General features: G+C 72.1%; 18 protein-coding genes. 10 read left to right on the top strand and 8 right to left on the bottom strand.

Annotation, left to right across the window (positions count from 1 at the left end):
• The 4 genes from DEJ32_RS05660 to DEJ32_RS05645 are packed head-to-tail and all read left to right on the top strand — an operon-like array spanning nucleotide 1 to nucleotide 4,412.
• Nucleotides 1–1,239, top strand: a complete 1,239-nt coding sequence (locus tag DEJ32_RS05660; RefSeq protein WP_110824512.1) for an ABC transporter ATP-binding protein — start codon at nucleotides 1–3, stop codon at nucleotides 1,237–1,239.
• A gap of 1 nt (nucleotide 1,240) precedes the next feature.
• Entirely contained in the window at nucleotides 1,241–2,380 is a 1,140-nt protein-coding gene (locus tag DEJ32_RS05655) for a glycosyltransferase family 1 protein (RefSeq protein WP_220032993.1), read from the top strand.
• Nucleotides 2,377–3,237, top strand: coding sequence for a glycosyltransferase family 2 protein (locus tag DEJ32_RS05650; RefSeq protein WP_110900582.1), 861 nt, complete (start codon nucleotides 2,377–2,379; stop codon nucleotides 3,235–3,237). The genes DEJ32_RS05655 and DEJ32_RS05650 overlap by 4 nt, the downstream gene beginning before the upstream one ends.
• A 50-nt stretch (nucleotides 3,238–3,287) precedes the next feature.
• On the top strand, nucleotides 3,288–4,412 hold the full coding sequence (locus DEJ32_RS05645) for a glycosyltransferase family 2 protein (RefSeq protein WP_110900581.1): 1,125 nt from the start codon (nucleotides 3,288–3,290) through the stop codon (nucleotides 4,410–4,412).
• 49 nt (nucleotides 4,413–4,461) lie between these two features.
• Here DEJ32_RS05645 and DEJ32_RS05640 read toward each other — a convergent pair whose 3' ends face one another.
• The 4 genes from DEJ32_RS05640 to DEJ32_RS05625 all read right to left on the bottom strand — a co-directional run bounded on the left by DEJ32_RS05640 (nucleotide 4,462) and on the right by DEJ32_RS05625 (nucleotide 9,096).
• On the bottom strand, nucleotides 4,462–6,360 hold the full coding sequence (locus DEJ32_RS05640) for a glycosyltransferase (RefSeq protein WP_146234083.1): 1,899 nt from the start codon (nucleotides 6,358–6,360) through the stop codon (nucleotides 4,462–4,464).
• Nucleotides 6,361–6,428: 68 nt separating this feature from the next.
• On the bottom strand, nucleotides 6,429–7,292 hold the full coding sequence (gene rfbA, locus DEJ32_RS05635) for a glucose-1-phosphate thymidylyltransferase RfbA (RefSeq protein WP_110889936.1): 864 nt from the start codon (nucleotides 7,290–7,292) through the stop codon (nucleotides 6,429–6,431).
• 12 nt (nucleotides 7,293–7,304) lie between these two features.
• Nucleotides 7,305–7,913 carry a dTDP-4-dehydrorhamnose 3,5-epimerase family protein gene (locus DEJ32_RS05630; RefSeq protein WP_110824517.1) on the bottom strand — a complete coding sequence of 203 codons (609 nt, stop codon included), beginning with the start codon at nucleotides 7,911–7,913 and terminating at the stop codon, nucleotides 7,305–7,307.
• A 76-nt stretch (nucleotides 7,914–7,989) separates the two neighbouring features.
• Entirely contained in the window at nucleotides 7,990–9,096 is a 1,107-nt protein-coding gene (locus DEJ32_RS05625; protein ID WP_110900579.1) for a hypothetical protein, read from the bottom strand.
• A gap of 130 nt (nucleotides 9,097–9,226) precedes the next feature.
• Between DEJ32_RS05625 and DEJ32_RS05620 the strand changes: the two genes are divergently transcribed.
• The 3 genes from DEJ32_RS05620 (at nucleotide 9,227) to rfbD (ending at nucleotide 12,102) form a co-directional block, all read left to right on the top strand.
• Nucleotides 9,227–10,168 carry a glycosyltransferase family 2 protein gene (locus DEJ32_RS05620; protein WP_110889938.1) on the top strand — a complete coding sequence of 314 codons (942 nt, stop codon included), beginning with the start codon at nucleotides 9,227–9,229 and terminating at the stop codon, nucleotides 10,166–10,168.
• Between the two features lie 99 nt (nucleotides 10,169–10,267).
• A complete protein-coding gene (gene rfbB, locus DEJ32_RS05615) occupies nucleotides 10,268–11,254 on the top strand; it encodes a dTDP-glucose 4,6-dehydratase (protein ID WP_110889939.1) in 987 nt (328 codons plus the stop codon).
• Complete coding sequence (rfbD, locus tag DEJ32_RS05610) at nucleotides 11,251–12,102, top strand: dTDP-4-dehydrorhamnose reductase (protein WP_110900578.1); 852 nt, start codon at nucleotides 11,251–11,253, stop codon at nucleotides 12,100–12,102. Before rfbB ends, rfbD begins: the two co-directional genes overlap by 4 nt.
• 69 nt (nucleotides 12,103–12,171) lie before the next feature.
• Here the strand turns inward: rfbD and DEJ32_RS05605 are convergent, their stop codons facing one another.
• A complete protein-coding gene (locus DEJ32_RS05605; RefSeq protein WP_258368287.1) occupies nucleotides 12,172–13,074 on the bottom strand; it encodes a pentapeptide repeat-containing protein in 903 nt (300 codons plus the stop codon).
• Nucleotides 13,074–14,627, bottom strand: coding sequence for a hypothetical protein (locus DEJ32_RS05600; protein ID WP_110900576.1), 1,554 nt, complete (start codon nucleotides 14,625–14,627; stop codon nucleotides 13,074–13,076). The genes DEJ32_RS05605 and DEJ32_RS05600 overlap by 1 nt, the downstream gene beginning before the upstream one ends.
• A 131-nt stretch (nucleotides 14,628–14,758) precedes the next feature.
• On the opposite strand from DEJ32_RS05600, the gene DEJ32_RS05595 reads away from it, so the two are divergent.
• Together DEJ32_RS05595 and DEJ32_RS05590 are read left to right on the top strand one after the other, a co-directional pair.
• Nucleotides 14,759–15,901 (top strand): glycosyltransferase family 1 protein, encoded by a 1,143-nt coding sequence (locus tag DEJ32_RS05595; protein ID WP_110889943.1) that lies wholly within the window; start codon nucleotides 14,759–14,761, stop codon nucleotides 15,899–15,901.
• Between the two features lie 100 nt (nucleotides 15,902–16,001).
• The gene (locus tag DEJ32_RS05590; RefSeq protein ID WP_110900575.1) at nucleotides 16,002–16,700 is read left to right on the top strand and encodes a hypothetical protein; all 699 of its coding nucleotides are present in this window, start codon (nucleotides 16,002–16,004) and stop codon (nucleotides 16,698–16,700) included.
• A 190-nt stretch (nucleotides 16,701–16,890) separates the two neighbouring features.
• Here DEJ32_RS05590 and purE read toward each other — a convergent pair whose 3' ends face one another.
• Together purE and DEJ32_RS05580 are read right to left on the bottom strand one after the other, a co-directional pair.
• Nucleotides 16,891–17,400: a 5-(carboxyamino)imidazole ribonucleotide mutase gene (gene purE / locus DEJ32_RS05585; RefSeq protein ID WP_258368906.1), complete on the bottom strand. Its 510-nt coding sequence runs from the start codon at nucleotides 17,398–17,400 to the stop codon at nucleotides 16,891–16,893.
• A 183-nt stretch (nucleotides 17,401–17,583) separates the two neighbouring features.
• A complete protein-coding gene (locus DEJ32_RS05580) occupies nucleotides 17,584–18,717 on the bottom strand; it encodes a 5-(carboxyamino)imidazole ribonucleotide synthase (protein WP_110900574.1) in 1,134 nt (377 codons plus the stop codon).
• A gap of 133 nt (nucleotides 18,718–18,850) precedes the next feature.
• Between DEJ32_RS05580 and DEJ32_RS05575 the strand changes: the two genes are divergently transcribed.
• A complete protein-coding gene (locus DEJ32_RS05575) occupies nucleotides 18,851–19,369 on the top strand; it encodes a GtrA family protein (protein WP_110889946.1) in 519 nt (172 codons plus the stop codon).
• Nucleotides 19,370–19,388 lie beyond the last annotated feature (19 nt).

The following is a 19,388-nucleotide window of genomic DNA, read 5'->3' as shown; positions in this document are numbered from 1 at the left end:
ATGAGCATCGACAACGACCTGACGCAGGCCACGACCTCGCCCTTCTCCGACGCTCCCGCCGTCGTCACGGTGCGGAACGTCTCCAAGCGCTTCACCATCCGCAAGGACAACTCGCTCAAGGAGCGCGTGGTCACGCTCGGTCGCGCCGGCCGCCGGCACAGCGAGGACTTCTGGGCGCTCAAGGACGTGAGCCTCGACATCCCGGCCGGCACCACGATCGGCCTGCTCGGCCCGAACGGCTCCGGCAAGTCGACGCTGCTGAAGACCATCGGCGGCATCCTCGAGCCGACCACCGGCACCGTGGAGCGCCGCGGTCGCCTCGCCGCCCTCATCGAGCTCGGCGCGGGCTTCCACCCGGACCTGACCGGCCGCGAGAACGTCTACCTCAACGCCGCGATCCTCGGGCAGACGCAGGAGGAGACCGAAGCCCGCTTCGAGGACATCCTGCAGTTCTCCGGCATCGGCGACTTCATCGACACCCAGGTGAAGTTCTACTCGTCCGGCATGTACGTCCGGCTCGCCTTCGCGGTCGCGATCAACACCGACCCCGACGTGCTGCTCGTGGACGAGGTCCTGGCCGTCGGTGACGAGCAGTTCCAGAAGAAGTGCCTCGACAAGATCCGCGAGTTCCAGGAGCAGGGCCGCACGATCATCCTCGTGTCGCACTCGCTCGGACAGGTCCAGGAACTCTGCGACTCCGCCGTCGTCCTGCACCACGGCGAGGTCATGTTCCAGGGGTCGGCACGCCTGGCCGTGAAGAACTTCCGCGAGATCCTCGAGGACCGCCGCGTCGCCGAGGTCGAGGCGAACCACCCGGAGGAGACCGCCAGCCCGGGCAAGGTCGAGCACGTCGAGCTCGAGATCCCCGGCAAGCCCGCGGGCGCCGAGCACCGCCACGGCGACGACCTCGTCGTCCGCGCGACGTTCTCCCACACCACGGTCCTGCCCGAGTGGCGCGCGGGCATCAAGATCGAGAACCACCTCGGGCACCCCGCCTTCGGCGTCGACAGCCGGCAGCTCGAGACCCGTCACGACCCCCTGCGCGGGACCGCGACCGTCGAGTGGCACCTGCACGACCTGCGGCTGGGCGGCGGCCAGTACTTCGTGCACGTCTTCCTGGCGAAGCCGAACGGGGAGCACATCGTCATCCAGCGCGAGGCGGCGCGGTTCGTCGTCGTCGACGAGGACACGCAGTCCGGGATCGCCTGGACGCGGACCACCGAGCGCCAGGTCAGCTGAGGTGCGGGCACTCCCCGTGCTCGTCGACGCCACCTCGATCCCGCCGAACCGCGGCGGCGTCGCCCGCTACATCGCCGGGCTGCTGCAGGGCCTCGCCGAGCTGGACGTCCGTGTCGACGTGGTCGTCAAGCCGGGCGACCTCGCCTGGTTGCGCGAGACCGCACCCGGACACCGCTACCACGCGGCACCGCGGTGGACCGCCTCCCGCCCGCTGCGCCTCGTGTGGGAGCAGACGCTGCTGCCGGTGACGGCGCGTCGCGTCGGCGCCGAGGTCCTGCACAGCCCGCACTACACGTTCCCGGTGACCCGGGCCTCCCGGACGGTCGTCACCCTGCACGACGCGACGTTCTTCTCCGACCCCGCCGCGCACTCGCGCCTGAAGGTGCTGTTCTTCCGGACCTGGACCCGTCTCGCACGGCGACTCGCCCGACGGACGGTCGCGCCGAGCGCCGCCACCATCGCCGAGCTCGACCGGTTGGCGGGTCGGTCGGCGCGTCCCACGGTCGTGGCCCACCTCGGGGTCGACCGCACGCTCTTCCGGGTGCCGACGGCCGCGGAGACGGCCGCCTTCCGTGCGGCGCACGCGCTCGGCGACGACGCGTGGATCGCCTTCCTCGGCACGGTCGAACCGCGCAAGCGGGTGCCGGAGCTCATCGCCGCGCACCGCGCGCTCACCGCACGGGCTGCCGACGGTGGCGGCGCGGCGGTGCCGGCGCTGCTGGTCGCAGGCGGACTCGGCTGGGACGAGGACGCACGCGCCGAGCTCACCGCCGCGGGTGACGTCCCCGGTGCCCCGGTCCGCTACCTCGGGTACCTGCCGGTCGAGGAGCTCCGCGCGTTCCTCGGGGGCGCGCGCGTCGTGGTCTACCCGAGCACCGCGGAGGGCTTCGGCCTGCCGGTGCTCGAGGCGATGGCCTCCGGCGCGGACGTCCTCACCACCCGTCGACTGGCGATCCCCGAGGTCGGCGGCGACGCCGTGACCTACACCGAGCCGGACGCCGGCCCGATCGCGGACGCCCTCGCCGTGCTGCTCGCCGAGGCGCCGGAGCTCCGGGCCGAACGGACGGCCCGCGCCGAGGCCCGCGCCGCGACCTTCACGTGGGCCGCGTGCGCCGAGCGCCACCTGGAGGTCTTCGCATGAGCACGGACACGCACCCCGCGCGGGTCGCCGTCGTCACGGTCACGTACGAGTCGGTCGACGTCCTCCCCCCGTTCCTCGCGTCGGTGCCGGCCGCCAGCGGACGCGACGTCGAGGTCGTCGTCGCGGACAACGACTCCACGACCGCCGACGAGCTCCGCGCGGTCACCGAGGCCGCCGGTGCCCGGTTCGTCGCCGTCGGTGCGAACCTCGGCTACGGTGCGGCCGTCAACCGGGCCGTCGCCACGCTCGCCCCCGACGTGCGCTGGGTGCTCGTGTCGAACCCGGACGTCGTGCTCGAACCGTCCGCCCTCGACCGGATGGTCGCGACGGCGGAGTCCGACCCGACGATCGGCGCCGTCGGCCCGAAGCTGCTGGAGACGGACGGGCAGGTGTACCCGTCGGCGCGGCTCGTGCCGTCCCTCCGCACCGGTCTCGGGCACGCCGTGTTCGCGAACGTCTGGCAGGACAACCCGTGGACGAGGCGGTACCGGCAGGACGGCGACCACACCGGCCGCCGTGACGCGGGCTGGCTCTCGGGCGCGTGCGTGCTCGTCCGCCGCGACGTCTTCGACCGCCTCGGCGGGTTCGACGAGGGCTTCTTCATGTACTTCGAGGACGTGGACCTCGGCTGGCGGATCGGCCGGAGCGGCTACCGGAACGTGTACGAACCGGCCGCCGTCGCCACGCACGTCGGTGGGACCGCGACCCAGGGGTCCTCGGACCGGATGCGCCGTGCACACCACGAGAGCGCCTACCGTTTCCTCGCGCAGAAGTACTCGGCGTGGTGGCTCTGGCCGCTCCGCGTCGCGCTCCGGGTGGCGCTCACCGTCCGCGCCCGCGCCACGCACACGCGCTGAACCCCGATAACCTCTCAGGGAGCATCCCCACCCGAACCGGAGCGCACCCCATGATCCTCGCCGTCACCCTGATGGTCCGCGATGAAGCGGACGTCATCACCGCCTGGCTCGACCACCACGTCGCCCAGGGCTTCGACGTCTTCGTCATCACCGACAACGGGTCGGTGGACGGCACGGCCGAGCTGCTCGCCGCCTTCGCCGAGCGGGACGACGTCACGGTGGACCTGCGACACGACCCGGTGCACCGGAAGCAGCAGGGCGTCGTCGTCACGACGATGGCGCGCGAGGCCGCATCGGTCCACGGCGCGGACTGGGTCGTCAACGCCGACGCGGACGAGTTCATCGTGCCGGTCGACCGGACGCGGACGGTCCGGCAGGTCTTCGAGGAGCTCGACCCGGTGGTCGGCGCGTTCTTCGTGCCCGTCGTCAACCTCACCGGCGCGATGGCCACGTCCGGTGCCGGCCTCGAGCGTCTCCACTGGCGGGACGAGCGCTCCCTCGACGAGCTGCGTGCCGCCGGCCTGGTCGCTCCCCCGACCCCGAACACCGTCCACGTCGGCGACCCGGGCGTCACCGTCGTGCAGGGCAACCACCGGGCGAGCGTCGCGAACGGTGCACCCGTGCCGGCCGGGCTCGAACTCGAGGTCCTGCACCTGCCGTGGCGGTCCTGGGCGCAGTACGAACACCGCGTCGACGTGAGCGGTCGGAGCTACGAGGCGAACCCGGACCTGACCCCGAGCCCCCGGCACCACGGCATGCGCGACTACCGGCGGTTGCAGGAGGGGGTGCTGCAGGCCGTGTTCTCGCTCCGCTTCGTCACCGACGAGGACGCCGCGACCGGCCCCTTCACCCGCGACGACACGATCGCCGAGGTGCTGCGTCGGGCCGGCTCGACGGCGCTCGACACCCCGGCCGAGCCCCTCGTCCCGGCCGACGAGCTCCACGAGCTGCAGACCCTCGGGCGTGCGGTGGCGTCGCGCGACGAGCGGATCGACGAGCTCGAGGACGCCCTGCGCGCGGCCGAGACGACCGCGACGACGTTGCGGGAGACCGTGCAGTTCGAGCGGGAGCGCGCCGAAGCCGCCCGGGCCGAGACGGCGGCGTTCCGCCAGCGCCGGATCGTGCAGGTGGCCGACCGGGCCGCCGGTCTGGCCCGCCGGGTCCGCTCGCGCTGACGTCGGACAGCGCCCGGGCCGAGCCCGGCTCGACCTGGGCCGGACCCGGTCAGGTCGTCCGGCGCCGCCGGTGCTGCCGGACGGCGTCCACCAGCGTCTCCGCTCGTCGGCGGAAGGAGTGCTCGGTCCCGATCCGCGAGCCGCGCTCGGCGCGTTCGTCGTCCGAGGCCATGTCCCGCCGACCCAGCAGCGTCCGCAGTTCGGCGACGTCGCGGTAGGGCAGGACCGCCCCGCCGAACAGCTCCTCGACGCCGGGCACCGGGTCCGTCACGACGAGCGCACCCGACGCGGCGGCGTCGAACAGCCGGTTCGACAGGAAGCCGTCCCGTGCCATGTCGTCCCAGTGGTCGTTGAGGACCACCCGGGCGCTCCGGTACAGGGCCGGCAGGTCCTCGTTCGGCACGAACGTCCCGCGGTGCACCCCCTCCGGCACCAGGCCGGCCCAGCCCTCGCCCCACACCGCCAGGTCCGCCCCCGCCTGCAGGGCGTCCGAGACGACCGGCCGGAACACCTGCCGGGTCTTGCCGACGAACACCGTGTCCAGGCCGGCGTAGGCGTCCTCGGCGGCACCGGGGTGGAAGCGCTCCGGATCGGTCGCCTGCAGGAGCGGGGCCACCGGCAGACCGGTCGCCGCCTCGGTCCGCTCGGCCCACACGGGGCCGGCCGCGAACCGCAGGTCGTACCGGGCGAGTTCCGCGGGCGTCACGAGGTCGGGGTGCGAGATGACCCAGAGCACGTTGGTGGCCGAGGGGTGCACCGGGGTGTCGTCGAGCCCGCGCAGCGTCAGGGTGACGTCGTCCAGGTGCTCCGACAGCGGACGGGCGTGCGACTCGCGGTGGTCCACCACGACCTCCTGCCCGAGGGACCGCAGGGCCGCGGCCAGGTCGCGCGCGAAGAACGTGTCCCCCCAGTCGTCGCCGCGCGGGCCGGGGTGTGCGGCGATCCGGACCGACCACCGGAGCCGCTCGCCGCGCTCACGCGCCGTCAGGCGCGACGGGCCGCGTTCGGCTCGGAGGACCGGTTCGCGGAGGGCCACCGGTGCCGCGGCGGGGTCGGCGGCCACGGTGCCCACGGCGAGGTCGAGCGCGGCGAGCACCCGCTCGGCGCTGTCGTCGCCGCGATCCCGCCACACCGCCAGGGCGTCCGCGCCGTCGGTGTCGATGCGCCGCTCACGGACGGTCCCGGTGCGGTAGACGCGACCGAGCGGGAGCACGACGCACGTGCCGCCGGCGGCGTCGGCGGTGTCCCGGGTCAGTCGGGCGACCGCGGTGCGGGTGTCGACGGTCCGGACCGGAAGCGCGAGGTGCGCTGTGCGTGCCGCGAAGCAGGGCTCGTCGCCGGCGAACGCCGCGACACCGTCGGGGAGCCGCTCGGCGTCCTCCGCCGGGTGCCCACGCAGCAGGGCGGCCACCGGGGCGGTGCCCTGCACCAGCGCCGCGCCCGCACTCGCCACCACGTCGTCGCGGGTGCGGACGACGGGGACGGCGACCACGGCCTCCCGGTCGGATGGGACGGTGCCTCCCGCTCCCGCCGGCGCGACGGCGGCGACCAGTGCGGCCGCGGCGCCGTCCGGCAGCGCGATCGACGCGTCCTGCACGAGCACCAGCGGGGCGCGCAGCAGCGGCCGGGCGGCGGCGACCGCGCCGCCCCAGGTCGCCGCGACGGTGTCCCGGGACACGGTCCAGCCGTCGCCCGCCGTGACCGGCGGGTACGTGCTCGTGGGCCCGGCGTGGACGTCGTACACGGTGACGACGACGCGCGCGGCCCCCGCCGCTGTCAGCGCCTGCACGGTCCGCACGTGGGCGCCGTCCCGGTACGCACCCTCGGCCACCGTGACGACGGCGTCGAACGCTCCGGCCGGGCCCTGCTCGACGACGGGGGGCGCCGTCTCGAGTGACGTGTCGACCGGGAGGCGCGGCCCGCTCCCGTCGGACGCCCCTGCGTCCACAGCGCGTGCGTCCGACGTCGGCCGGACACCGGCCAGGGTGCGCCGGAGCCGGCCACGCAGCGCCACGGTCAGCCGCGGAGCAGGTTCTGCAGGTAGACGCCGTAGCCGCTCTTCGCGAGCGGGGCGGCGAGCGCCGCGAGGGCGTCGTCGTCGATCCACCCGTTGCGCCAGGCGATCTCCTCGATGCACCCGATCTTGTGGCCCTGGCGGTCCTCGATGACCTTGACGTACTCGGACGCCTGCATCATCGACTCGAAGGTGCCGGTGTCGAGCCACGCGGTGCCGCGGTCGAGGACCTCGACGCCGAGCGTGCCCGCCTCGAGGTAGCGCTCGTTGACGGTGGAGATCTCGAGCTCACCGCGGGCGCTCGGTTCGATGGTCTTCGCGATCTCGACCACGTCGTTGTCGTAGAAGTACAGGCCCGGGACGGCGTAGTTCGACTTCGGTTCGGCCGGCTTCTCCTCGATCGAGACGGCGGTGAAGTCGTCGTCGAACTCGACCACGCCGTACGCGGTCGGGTCGGCCACGTGGTACGCGAAGATCGTCGCGCCCTGGACGGTGTTGTTCTTCTGCAGGCTCGTGCCGAGGCCGGTGCCGTGGAAGATGTTGTCGCCGAGGACCAGGGCGACGCTGTCGTCCCCGATGAACTCCTCGCCGATGACGAACGCCTGCGCGAGGCCGTCCGGGGAGGGCTGCACGGCGTACTGGATGTCCATGCCGAGCGCCGACCCGTCACCGAGCAACGCCCGGAACTGGTCGTTGTACTCCGGCGTCGTGATGACGAGGACCTCGCGGATGCCGGCCATCATGAGGGTCGACAGCGGGTAGTAGACCATCGGCTTGTCGTAGATCGGCATGAGCTGCTTGCTGATGCCCTTGGTGATCGGCCAGAGACGCGTGCCGGATCCCCCGGCGAGGATGATGCCCTTCATCGGCTGCCCCTCCTAGTTCTTGGTCCGGAGCGACTCGGTGTAGGCGATGCACTCCTCGTACGTCGGGAGGAGCCCCTGCTCCGCGGCCTGCTCGAGGGTCGGAGCGCTCGTGTCCTTCTCGGACAGGACCGGCTCGCCGATGCCGTCCGGCAGCTCCAGGCCCACCGTGGGGTCGAGGATGCTGATGCCCTTCTCGCGCTCGGGGTCGTAGTGCGCGCTGACCAGGTAGTTCACCGTGCTCTGGTCCTCGAGCGCGACGATGGCGTGGCCGAGTCCCTCGGACAGGTAGACGGCACGGCGGTCGACGTCGTCGATCCGGACCGCGTCCCACTGCCCGAACGTCGGGGAGCCGACGCGGATGTCGACGATGTAGTCGATGAACGCGCCGCGGACGGCGGTGACGTACTTCGCCTGGCTCGGTGCGACGAGGGCGTAGTGGATGCCGCGGGCGACGCCCTTCGACGAGATCGACATGTTCACCTGCCGGAGGTCGAGCGGGTGTCCGACCGTCTCCTCGAGCACGTCGGCGCGGTAGGCCTCGAGGAAGGCCCCTCTGGCGTCGCCGTGCTGGACGGGCGTGAACTCCCACGCGCCGGGGATCTTCAGTTCGCGGATCTGCACCGCTGCAGCCTAGCAAGGGGCACGTCCGCCGCGGGGAGCGCCCCCGCACGTCGTGCGGACGCCTCGCCCGACCGACTCAGGACAGGCCGAGCGCGGCCCGCCAGGCCCGTTCGCCGGGCTGGTCGGCCCCGACCGTGCGCTCCGTCACGACGTACCGGCGAGCGCGCGCCACCCGGTCGTCGGCCTCGCGGAAGGCGGTGCGCAGGGCCTCCTGCCACGCCGCCGGGTCGTCGCCGGCGAGCAGGCCACCGTGCCGGTCCGCGCCGCGGTAGGACGGCCGGTCGGACCCGACGAAGGGCAGCCCGAGCATCGTGTACTCGAGGAACTTGAGGTCGCTCTTCGCGTCGTTGAACCGGTCCCCGGTGAGCGGGGCGACCCCGGCGGACCAGCGTCCGGCGTGCGCGCGGAGGAACGCGACGAAGTCCGGGTAGTGGGTGGCGTCGCCCGGCAACGGCAGGCGGTCGAACCAGGTCGCGTCGTCCCCGGTCACGCCCACGACCTCGAGCCGGACCGGACGGCCATCGTCGTCCGTCGCCTCCGCGAAGACCGGGCGCAGCAGGTCGAGGTCGCCGCCGTGCGTGGCGCTCCCCATGTAGAGCACGCGACGGGTCCCGCCGGTGTCACGGGCGCGCACCCCGTCCGCGTCGGCGTCCCAGAGGCCGGGTTGTACACCGTTCGGCACGACCACGGCGTCGACGCCCTCCGCGGCGAGCACCCGCCGGAGCGGCTCGGTGGACACCACGACCGCATCGGCGGACCGCACCACGCGGTCGACGGCGGCGAGGCGGTCGGGGTCGTACTCGGCCTGCGCCAACCGGGCACGGGCCTCCGGGGTGAAGAAGTCGTCGTCGACCTCCGCGACGACCCGGGTGCCCTCCCGCGCCGCGCGGGCGAGGGCGGCGTCGAGCGCGGCGAGCGGGAACGCGTCGCGCTGCACCAGGAGCACGTCGAGGTGCGCGGTGTCGAAGCCGTCCGCCCAGCGCACCGGGTCCACCTGCGCGACCCGTGCAGCGCCGGAGGCGGCGAGAGCGGTCATCCTGCCGGTCACGCGGACGTGCGCGGAAGCGGGGTGCACGCCACCTGCGCCGTGCACGACGAAGCCGACGAGCGGCGGGGTTGGAGCGGACGGGGTCGGGGTGGTCCGCCCCAGGAGACGGGCGACGGTCGACCGGAGGGCTGCCATGGCCCCATCGTGGCACGCGGGCACATGAGGCTGCATAGACTTGGCAGTCTGTGCGCCCACGTAGGATGGTCGCCGACTTCCCACACCCGGATCACCGCGCCGGCCGACGACACCAGGGACCCACCGACTCGTGAAACTGTTCGTCCAGATCCCCTGCCTCAACGAGGAGCAGACGCTCCCCTCGGTCCTCGAGACGATCCCGACCTCGATCCCGGGCATCGACGAGATCGAGGTCCTGATCATCGACGACGGTTCGACCGACCGCACGGTCGAGGTCGCGAAGGCGCACGGCGTCCGGCACTTCGTCCGGCACACCACCAACATGGGCCTCGCACGCTCGTTCCGCGACGGCGTCGACTACGCGCTCCTGCACGGTGCGGACATCGTCGTGAACACCGACGGTGACAACCAGTACCCGCAGGCGCACATCACCGAGCTCGTGCAGCCGATCCTGCACGGCGAGGCAGACATCGTCATCGGCGACCGGCAGACCCGCACCATCGAGCACTTCTCCGGCTTCAAGAAGGCCATGCAGCAGTTCGGCTCCTGGGTCGCCAGCCGGGCCGCGGGGCTCGACCTGCCGGATGCCGCGAGCGGGTTCCGCGCGTACTCGAAGTACTCGCTCATCCGGCTCAACATCGTCACGCGCTTCAGCTACTGCATGGAGACCATCGTCCAGGCGGGCTACAAGCGCCTGGCGATCGCCAGCATCCCGATCACGACCAACGCGAAGACCCGCGAGTCGCGGCTGTTCAAGAACATCTGGCAGCACATGTTCCAGTCCGGGTCGGCGATCGCCCGCGTGTACCTCATGTACCGCCCGATGGCCCTGTTCGCCTGGGTCAGCGCGGTCTTCGGCGTCGCCGGGCTCATCCCCTTCGTCCGGTACCTCGTGCTCCTCTGGACCGACAGCGGCGGCAACCACCTGCAGTCGCTCATCCTCGGCATGGTGCTGATGATCAGCGCCCTGCTCTCGATCACCATCGGTGTGGTCGCGGACCTGACCCGGTTGAACCGGACGCTCGCCGAGGAGCAGCTCGACCTGCAGAAACTCGCGCGGTACGGGGACTGAGCGCCTCCTCCCCGGCGGCACGCCTCCCCCACTAGACTGCTGGCCGACCGCCGTCGGCTCCTCCGCCGACGCCCATCGGCCACCGAAAAGGAAACCAGCGTGAAGATCCTCGTCACCGGAGGGGCCGGCTTCATCGGCTCCAACTTCGTCCGTCGGACCCTGGAGGACGCCTACCCGGGTCTCGAAGGCGCCGAGGTCGTCGTCTACGACGCCCTGACCTACTCGGGCAACCTCGAGAACCTGGCCCCGGTGGCCGACTCCCCCCGCTACACCTTCGTGCAGGGCGACATCCGCGACGCCGCGAAGCTCGACGAGGTCGTCCCGACGGTCGACGCCATCGTGCACTTCGCCGCCGAGTCGCACGTCGACCGCTCGGTCCGCGACTCCGGGATCTTCGTCGAGACGAACGTCGTCGGCACCCAGCGCCTGCTCGACGCGGCCCTGCGCCACGGCACCGAGCGCTTCGTGCACGTCTCGACCGACGAGGTCTACGGCTCGATCAGCGAGGGTTCCTGGGCCGAGGACCGTCCGCTCGAGCCGAACTCGCCGTACTCGGCGTCGAAGGCCGGCAGCGACCTCCTCGCCCGCAGCTACCACCGCACGCACGGGCTGGACCTGTCGATCACGCGCTGCTCGAACAACTACGGTCCGTACCACTTCCCCGAGAAGGTCATCCCGCTCTTCGTCACGAACCTCATCGACGACCGGCACGTGCCGCTCTACGGCGAGGGCGACAACATCCGTGACTGGCTGCACGTCGACGACCACACGCGCGGCATCGCGATGGTCCTGACCCGCGGTCGTGCCGGCGAGATCTACAACATCGGCGGCGGCACCGAACTGACCAACAAGGAGCTCACGCAGCTCCTCCTCGACGCCACCGGCAAGGACTGGTCGTACGTCGACCGCGTCGCCGACCGTCTCGGGCACGACCTGCGCTACTCGGTCGACATCTCGAAGATCCAGGCCGAGCTCGGCTACGAGCCGCAGGTGCCGTTCGAGCAGGGTCTGGCCGACGTGGTGCAGTGGTACCGCGACAACCGCGCCTGGTGGGAGCCGCTCAAGGAGCGCGCGGCCATCGCATGACCCGGTACCTGATCACCGGGGCGGCCGGCATGCTCGGCCAGGACCTGCAGCAGGCCCTCGCCGGTCGTGACGTCACCGCACTGTCCCGCGCCGACCTCGACATCACCGACCAGGACGCGGTGGCCGCCGCCGTCGCCGGACACGACGTCGTCGTCAACGCCGCCGCGTACACCAAGGTCGACGACGCCGAGTCGCACGAGGACGACGCCTTCGCCGTGAACGCGCGGGGGCCGGCGGTGCTCGCCACCGCCGCCGTCGCAGCCGGTGCCCGGCTGGTCCAGGTGTCGACGGACTACGTGTTCGACGGGACCGGCACCTCGCCGTACGCCGAGGACGAACCCACGCGGCCGATCGGTGCGTACGGACGGACGAAGGCCGCCGGCGAGGACGCGGTCCGCGCGATCGCCCCGGACTCGTCGTACATCGTGCGCGCGGCCTGGCTGTACGGGGCGGGCGGCCCGAACTTCGCGAAGACGATGGTCCGACTCGCCGCATCGCACGACACGGTGAGCGTCGTGACGGACCAGGTCGGCCAGCCCACCTGGACCGGAGACCTCGCGCGGCAGATCGTCGCGATGCTCGACGCGGAAGCCCCGGCCGGCGTCTACCACGGGACGAACAGCGGGCAGGCGTCATGGTTCGACTTCACCCGGGCGATCTTCGCCGGGACCGGGCTCGATCCGGAGCGCGTGCTCCCGACGGACAGCGCCGCCTTCGTGCGCCCGGCACCCCGACCGGCGTACAGCGTGCTCGGTCACGACGCCTGGACCGCCGTCGGCATCGCGCCGCTCCGCGACTGGCGTGACGCGCTCGATGCGGCGATCGCAGCAGGGGTCCTCGCAGCCTGAGACGGGCCTCGCCCGGACCGACGACGACGGCCGACCACCGCATCCGCGGGGTCGGCCGTCGTCGTCCGGTCAGCGCGTCACGGTGAAGGTGATCGTCGAGCGGACCTGTCGGCCGTTGTCCGCGATGAACTCGAGCGTCCGCGTGCCGACGGCGCGCGCGGTGGGCTCGCCGACGATCCGCTGGGTCTCCGGGTCCCACTGCAGCCCGGCCGGGAGCGACTTCGAGAACGCCGTCAACACGGTCGGGAACGGACTCTCCGCGTGGAGCTGCACGGATGCGGGGCGACCGACCCGGAGCGAGACCTGCTCGGGTGCGGTGATCACCGGCGGCCGCTTGACCTCGACGGTCCGGCCGTAGGACAGGGTGTTGTCGTAGCGCGCATCGGTGCTCAGCCGGCACGTCACGACGGTCTGCCCCGGGTAGTACAGCCCCTCGAGCTCGCGGCAGGTGTTGTTCGTGATCCCGGGCTGGTTGCCGGCAGTCAGGGTCACGAGCACCGGGTCGTCGTCCTCCACCCAGCGGGAGTACTGCGACGACGCGAGCACGGTGTCCTCGACGACCATGCCGGAGATCCCGGCGTTCGTGAAGTCGGTGGCGCCGAGCGACGCGCCGGTCAGGTCCGCCTGGGAGAGGTCGGAGTCGGACAGGTCGGCCCGCCGGAGATCCGCGCCGCGCAGGTCAGCGCCGTAGAGGATCGCTCCGCTCAGGTCGGCGCCACGCAGGTCGGCACCGTGCAGGTCGGCGAGCCGGAGGTCAGCCCCGGCGAGGTCGGCGTCCACGAGGTCGAGCCCGGCGCACTCGGCGTGCGATCCGACCGAGGCGCCCGGGACGATCGTGCACCCGGAGACCGTGGTCGGTGCGGGCCCGGCCGACACGTACTCGTACCCGACGGCCACGACGAGCAGGACCAGTACGGCCGTGCCGACGGACCATCGACGGCGGCGGTACCACGGTGTCGTCTGCGTGCTCATCATCGGACCCCCGTCAGGAAGTGCGGCAGGACCCGCTGCGCCAGCGGCGTGTACCAGCTCGGGTCGTGGGCGTACGCCGCGAAGGCGAATGGACCCGCGTAGGTCGCGGCGACCACCACGGCGATGACCACGGCTGGCAGCGCGAGTGCTCGGCGCCACCCGGGCGGCAGCGTGCGCCACAGGGCGATCACCGACACGATCGCGAACGCGACGAGCAGCGGGTACACGGGCAGGATGTACCGGCCGGCGAAGGCGTACTGGTTGTCGAGCCGCAGGAAGGTACGCAGGTTGAAGAAGAACATCGCGACGAGGTAGGTCGACGTGACCACGGTGCCCCAGACGAACGCCCGTGTCCGGAGCAGGGTGCGCATGGTCAGCAGCATGGCGACGACCGCGATGATCAGGACGACGCCACCGACCACCTGCACGCCCGTCACGACCTGCCATTCGGTGTCGCGACCGCGGTAGAAGAACATCGTCTGGAAGTAGGAGCTGACCCAGTCGCCGATGAAGCGGAACAGGTCGAACTGGTCCGGCGGGGTGCCGTGCAGGATCGCGACATCGTGCGCCCGCTCGGCCATGTAGTTGCGGCGGTAGATGTCGAACGACAGGCACTGCTGGTGCGTGTGCACCTTCACGCACGCGGGGTTGAACTGGCCGTAGCGCAGCAGGTTGCCGCCGGTGCGTTCGATCATGATCGCGGAGGTGACGGCGAGGAAGAGCGCCCACAGCGACGACATCACCGGGCGGAGACGGAAGGCAGCACCGAGTCGCCGGACCGGGTGCGCGTACGCCTGCAGACCGTCACGCTGCATGACGAGGACGACAGCGACGACGAGGGCCACGATCACGAAGGGCACGAACGTGTACTTGACGATGATCGCCGCGATGCCGAACGTGACGGCACGGACGAGGTGCCCCCAGTGCCGGTCCGACGAACGGATCATCCGGGCACACCAGTACAGGCACAGGAAGAACAGGGTGTTCGCCGGGGTGTCGTAGGTCACGCCGGCGCTCTGCCACTCGTAGCGCCCGGTCAGTGCGACCACGATGACCGCCAGTGCGCCGATGGACGCGGAGAAGCCCATCACGCGGAACAGCCGGTGGATGACGACCAGGCCGAGCGCGCCGATCACGACGTTGACGGCCCGCAGCATCACGACGATGACGGTGTACGGCGCCCCGAGGTCGATCAGGGGCTTCACCGGGAAGCTCATCAGGTAGTAGTAGACGTAGCTCGGGAAGCGCTCGATCTCACCCATCGTCAACAGGTGCGGCGCGGCATCGGTGATGATCGGCCCGGCGGTCCAGCTGCGTCCGGCGTAGAAGAGGATGTTGGCGATGTGTCGCCCCTCGTCCGGGGCGATCGTGCCGGCGTACGGCACGTGCCCGACCCCGTCCACGACCGGCATGTGCACGGCCACGGACAGGAACGCGCCGACGACGACGAACACGATCAGTGTGACCCGGAGCGTCCACGGGTGTTCGAGCACGACGATGACGCGTCGCGGGTCTGCGATGCGGCGCAGCGCGTCGTTCCTCACGGTGGTCAAGGCTTCCCCTCGTCGATTGCCGCACAAGCCTAGCGCGCGAGGATCGCTCACCGGGCACGGTCGGCGCCTCTCCCGGCGGCCCTGGTAGTGTCTGGGCCGCTGTCCGACCCCGCGATCCGAAGAGGAGCTCCATGACGACACTCCGCGTGATCGTGGACCAGGTGATCTCCCCGGTCCCGGGCGGTGTCGGACGCTACGCGGAGGAACTCACCCGCCAACTCGTCGAGACCGCGCCGGACGGGTGTGACGTCGAGGGCATCGTGTCGGCGGCGTCGCCGTCGGAGATGCAGCGTTTGCGGACCCTGTTCCCCGGGATCGCCGGCATCGACCGCCTGGCGCTCCCCCGCCGCGAGCTCTCGCTCGCGTGGCAGCTCGGGATGGCCCGCGGAGCGTCGCACGGCATGGTGCACGCGCCGAGCGTGCTGGCGCCCCTCGTCCGGCACGACCGGACACGTGACCTCGGGAACCAGATCGTCGTCACCGTGCACGACACCGTGCCGTGGTCGCACCCGGAGACCCTGACGCCGCGCGGGGTGCACTTCCACAAGGCGATGGTGAAGCGCGCCTTCCGCCACGCCGACGCCGTCGTCGTCCCGACGCACGCCGTCGCCGAGGACCTCAACCGGATCCACCGCTTCGACGACCGCATCCGGGTCATCGGCGGCGCGCCGAGCAGCAGACTCCGGGTCCCGGTGGACGCCGCCGTCCGCGCTGAGCGGCTCGGCCTGCCGGATCGCTACGTCCTCGCGGTCGGCACGCTGGAGCCCCGGAAGGGCCTGGACCATCTCATCCGGGCGATGGCCCACCCCGAGGCGCCCACCGACGTACCCCTCGTCATCGCCGGACCCGACGGCTGGGGCGACGTGGACGTGGTCGAGACGGCCGAGCGCGCCGGTCTGTCCGCCGACCGGGTCAAGATCCTCGGCCGGATCGACGACGCCGACCTCGCCACCGTGTACGACCGCGCGACGGTGTTCGTGTTCCCGAGCCTCGCCGAGGGCTTCGGCCTCCCCGTGGTCGAGGCGATGAGCTTCGGCACCCCGGTCATCCACTCCGACGACCCGGCGGTCCGGGAAGTCGCCTCCGACGCCGGCGTGACGGTCGAGCGCATGCCGCTCGACTCCTACCCGACGCGCCTGGCTCAGGCGGTCTACCAGGTCGTGAACGACCGCCTCCTGGCCGAGAAGCTCGCCGTCGTCGGACCGGACCGAGCCCGGATGTTCGACTGGCGGGACTCGGCACTCGAGACCTGGCAGCTGCACGCCGACCTCTGACGGCCCGGGTCACCAGCGCCGGTCACGGCTCGGCATCGATGCGGTGAACCGCCCGTGTCGTCGTCGGGTGTGCGCCGGGTGGCCTGTCAGGATCGGACCCATGTCGCGTCGTCTCCGTCCGGTCAGCACCGCCTCGATCCTCCTGGTCGCCGTCACGGCGACTGTGCTCACCGGTTGCTCCGGTGGTGGCACCCCCGACCCGACCCCCTCGGCCTCACACCACCGGACGGCCTCCCCGACCCCGACCCGGAGCGCCGCTCCGTCGTCACCTGCGTCGTCGCCCTCGTCGACGTCCGCCCCGGCGGTCCCGTCCGCCGGACCGTCGGCCGGGGCCGATGACGGCACCGGCACCGGGACGGGGAACGGCAGCGGCGTCGACGACCCCGAGACCGTCGACTTCGCCGCGGTCTCGGCGCAGGGCGTCGCCGCAGCCGGCGGTGGCACGGTCATCTCGCTCGCCGGCTCGGGCGACAACTGGACCGTGCTCGTCGCGGGTCCGGACGGCTCCCGCACGCAGTCCGTCGTCTCGGCGACGCTCGGTCGGGTGACCTCGGGTCCGTTCCCGAGGGACAGCGACGCGCCCACCAAGGCGGCAGACGCGGCGCGCGCCACCGCGGCCACGGTCGACGCCGCAGCCGCGGCCAGCACCGCCACGAACACCGTGTCCGGCAGCAGGCTGGTGTCCGCCGAGCTCGGCGGTCCGGAGTCGGCGCCGGTGTGGACGGTCCTGGTGACCGTGGACGGCGCGCAGCGCACGGTCACCGTCGACGCCCGCACGGGCGCGGCCACCGCGAGCTGACGGCACCAGCTGGCACGGTGCCAGCTGGCACAGTGCCTGTCGGTACAGTGCCGGTCGACACAGTGCCGGTCGGCAGGGCGTGGGACGGCGGCTCAGCGCCACGTGGGACTCACGAAGCCGCAGACTCAGCACTCCACGCGTCACCGCCGCGCACGGCGCAGCCCGACCGACCCGTCGCGCTGCTTCCGCGTCAGAGCTGCTCGCGGAGCGCTTCCGCCTTGCGTTCGACCATCTCGATGAGCCCGTCCGCGTGGTCGGCCAGTCGAGCCGCGACGACGGGGTCGGAGCTCCCGATGACCCGGGCGGCGAAGAGTCCGGCGTTCGCGGCTCCGTTGATCGCCATCGTCGCGACCGGGATGCCTGCGGGCATCTGCACGATCGACAGGAGCGAGTCGATCCCGTCGAGGCGGGCGAGCTGCACCGGCACGCCGACGACCGGGAGCGTGGTCATCGACGCCACCATGCCCGGCAGGTGCGCAGCTCCCCCCGCACCGGCGATGACGACGCGGATCCCGCGCCCTGCGGCGGCACGGGCGAACCGCACCATCTTGTCCGGGGTGCGGTGCGCCGAGACGACGTCCGCCTCGAACGCGATGCCGAGTTCGGTCAGGACGTCGGCAGCGGCCCGCATCGTCGGCCAGTCCGAGTCGGACCCCATGATGATCGAGACGAGCGGAGCGGTGGCGGTGGTGTCGGTCACGCAGGAGAGCCTAACCGGCGCGCGGACGCGAGCCGCGGGTGGACGCCTGCGGGCCGCACGCCGTGCCGGGGCCGCCACCAGGCGTCCTGGAGGCCCGACCCACGTCGCGGACGTGGCCGACGTCGTCGAGGCGGCCCACACCTCCAGGACGGCCCCCGAGAACGCTCGTCGGCCGACCCGGCGTCAGTCGAAGTGGGCCGCCGCCGCCCGCGCTCGGTGGACGACGTCGTCGACGTCGGCTCCGGTCACCGTCACGTGCCCGATCTTCCGACCGGGCCGCGGGGCCTTGCCGTACAGGTGGTACTTGGCCTCCGGGAAGGCGGCGAGCGCGGACGGGTACCGCCCGGCCAGGTCACCGTCGGCCGGCCCACCGAGCAGGTTGACCATCACCGCTGCGGGCGCGTGCATGCCGGTGGCGCCGAGGGGCAGGTCGAGTACGGCGCGCAGGTGCTGCTCGAACTGGCTCGTCGTGGCACCGTCGATGGACCAGTGACCGGTGTTGTGCGGACGCATCGCGAGCTCGTTGACCAGGATGCGCTCGTCGGCGGTCTCGAACAGTTCGACGGCCAGGACACCCGTCACGCCGAGCTCCTCGGCGATGCGCACTGCCAGGGACTCGGCCTGGTCGGCGATGCGTCCGGCGCTGCCGGGGGCGGGCGCGATGACCTCGGCGCAGACGCCGTTCCGCTGGACGCTCTCGACGAGCGGCCAGGCGACGACCTCTCCGGAGGGGCGCCGGGCGACGGACTGCGCGAGCTCCCGGGTGAACGGCACGAGCTCTTCGACCAGGAGGGCCTGGTCGCCGCCGGCCTCGGCGACGGCGACGAACCAGTCGTCGACGTCGGACGGGTCGTCGACGACACGGACGCCCTTGCCGTCGTAGCCGCCGCGTGCGGTCTTCACCACGGCACGACCACCGTGGTCGGCCAGGAACGTGCGGAGCTCGTCGGCGTCGTGCACGGCCGCCCACTCGGGGACGGGCAACCCGAGTTCCGTCAGGCGGGTGCGCATGAGGATCTTGTCCTGCGCGACCGCGAGGGGCTCGGGTCCCGGGTGCACGGGGACGCCGGCGCCGACGAGCGCGCGCAGCACGTCCTGCGGGACGTGCTCGTGGTCGAACGTGACCACGTCGACGTCCTGTGCGAACGCCAGCACCGTCTCGGCGTCGTGGTAGTCCCCCTCGGCCGTGGCGGCGATCGCCGCCGACATGCCGGGACCTTCGGCGAGGACGCGGATGTCGATGCCGAGCTCCACGGCCGCCGGCACCATCATCCGAGCGAGCTGGCCTCCGCCGACGACTCCGACCCGCAACGCCATGGGAGCTTCCTTCCTCGGTCCGCAGCCATCGACTCGGACCCGCTCGACTACAATCCTGCGAGGCCGATCGTCGATCCGCCCGTTGCCGACCACCAGACCGGCAGCGACAACTCTACGGAATCCTGGAGACCACGTGCGGCGCCTCATCGCCCAGCTCGCCCGCTTCGGCATCGTCGGCGCGGTCGGTTTCGTCGTCGACTTCTCCGTCTTCAACCTGCTGCGGGCGACGGTGTTCGCACCGGACGAGGTGCACTCCGGACCCTTCTGGGCGAAGGTCGTGTCCACGGTCGTCGCGATCTCCGTGAACTGGATCGGCAACCGGTACTGGACGTTCCGTCACCAGCGCCGCTCCGTCGCCGCGAAGGAAGGCGTCGAGTTCGTCATCGTCTCCCTCGGCGGCATGGTCATCTCGCTCGGTTGCCTCGCCGTCTCCCACTACGTGCTGCACTTCACCTCGGCGCTCGCGGACAACGTCTCCGGCAACGTCATCGGCCTGGCGCTCGGCACTGCCTTCCGGTTCTGGCTCTACAAGACATGGGTGTACCACCCCGACCGGGCCGACCGGGTCGACCGTCTCGATGCTGCCGACGGTGTGGCCGCGCTCCGCGACGACGAGCCCGCCCAGCACGGGACCCACGCGCGCGGGGCGTGACCCCGCTCCCGTAGGATCG

Source organism: Curtobacterium sp. MCPF17_046 (assembly GCF_003224295.1).
GTDB lineage: Bacteria > Actinomycetota > Actinomycetes > Actinomycetales > Microbacteriaceae > Curtobacterium.
The sequence above is the reverse complement of the archived record's forward strand: the minus strand, read 5'-3'. Positions and strand labels throughout refer to the sequence as shown.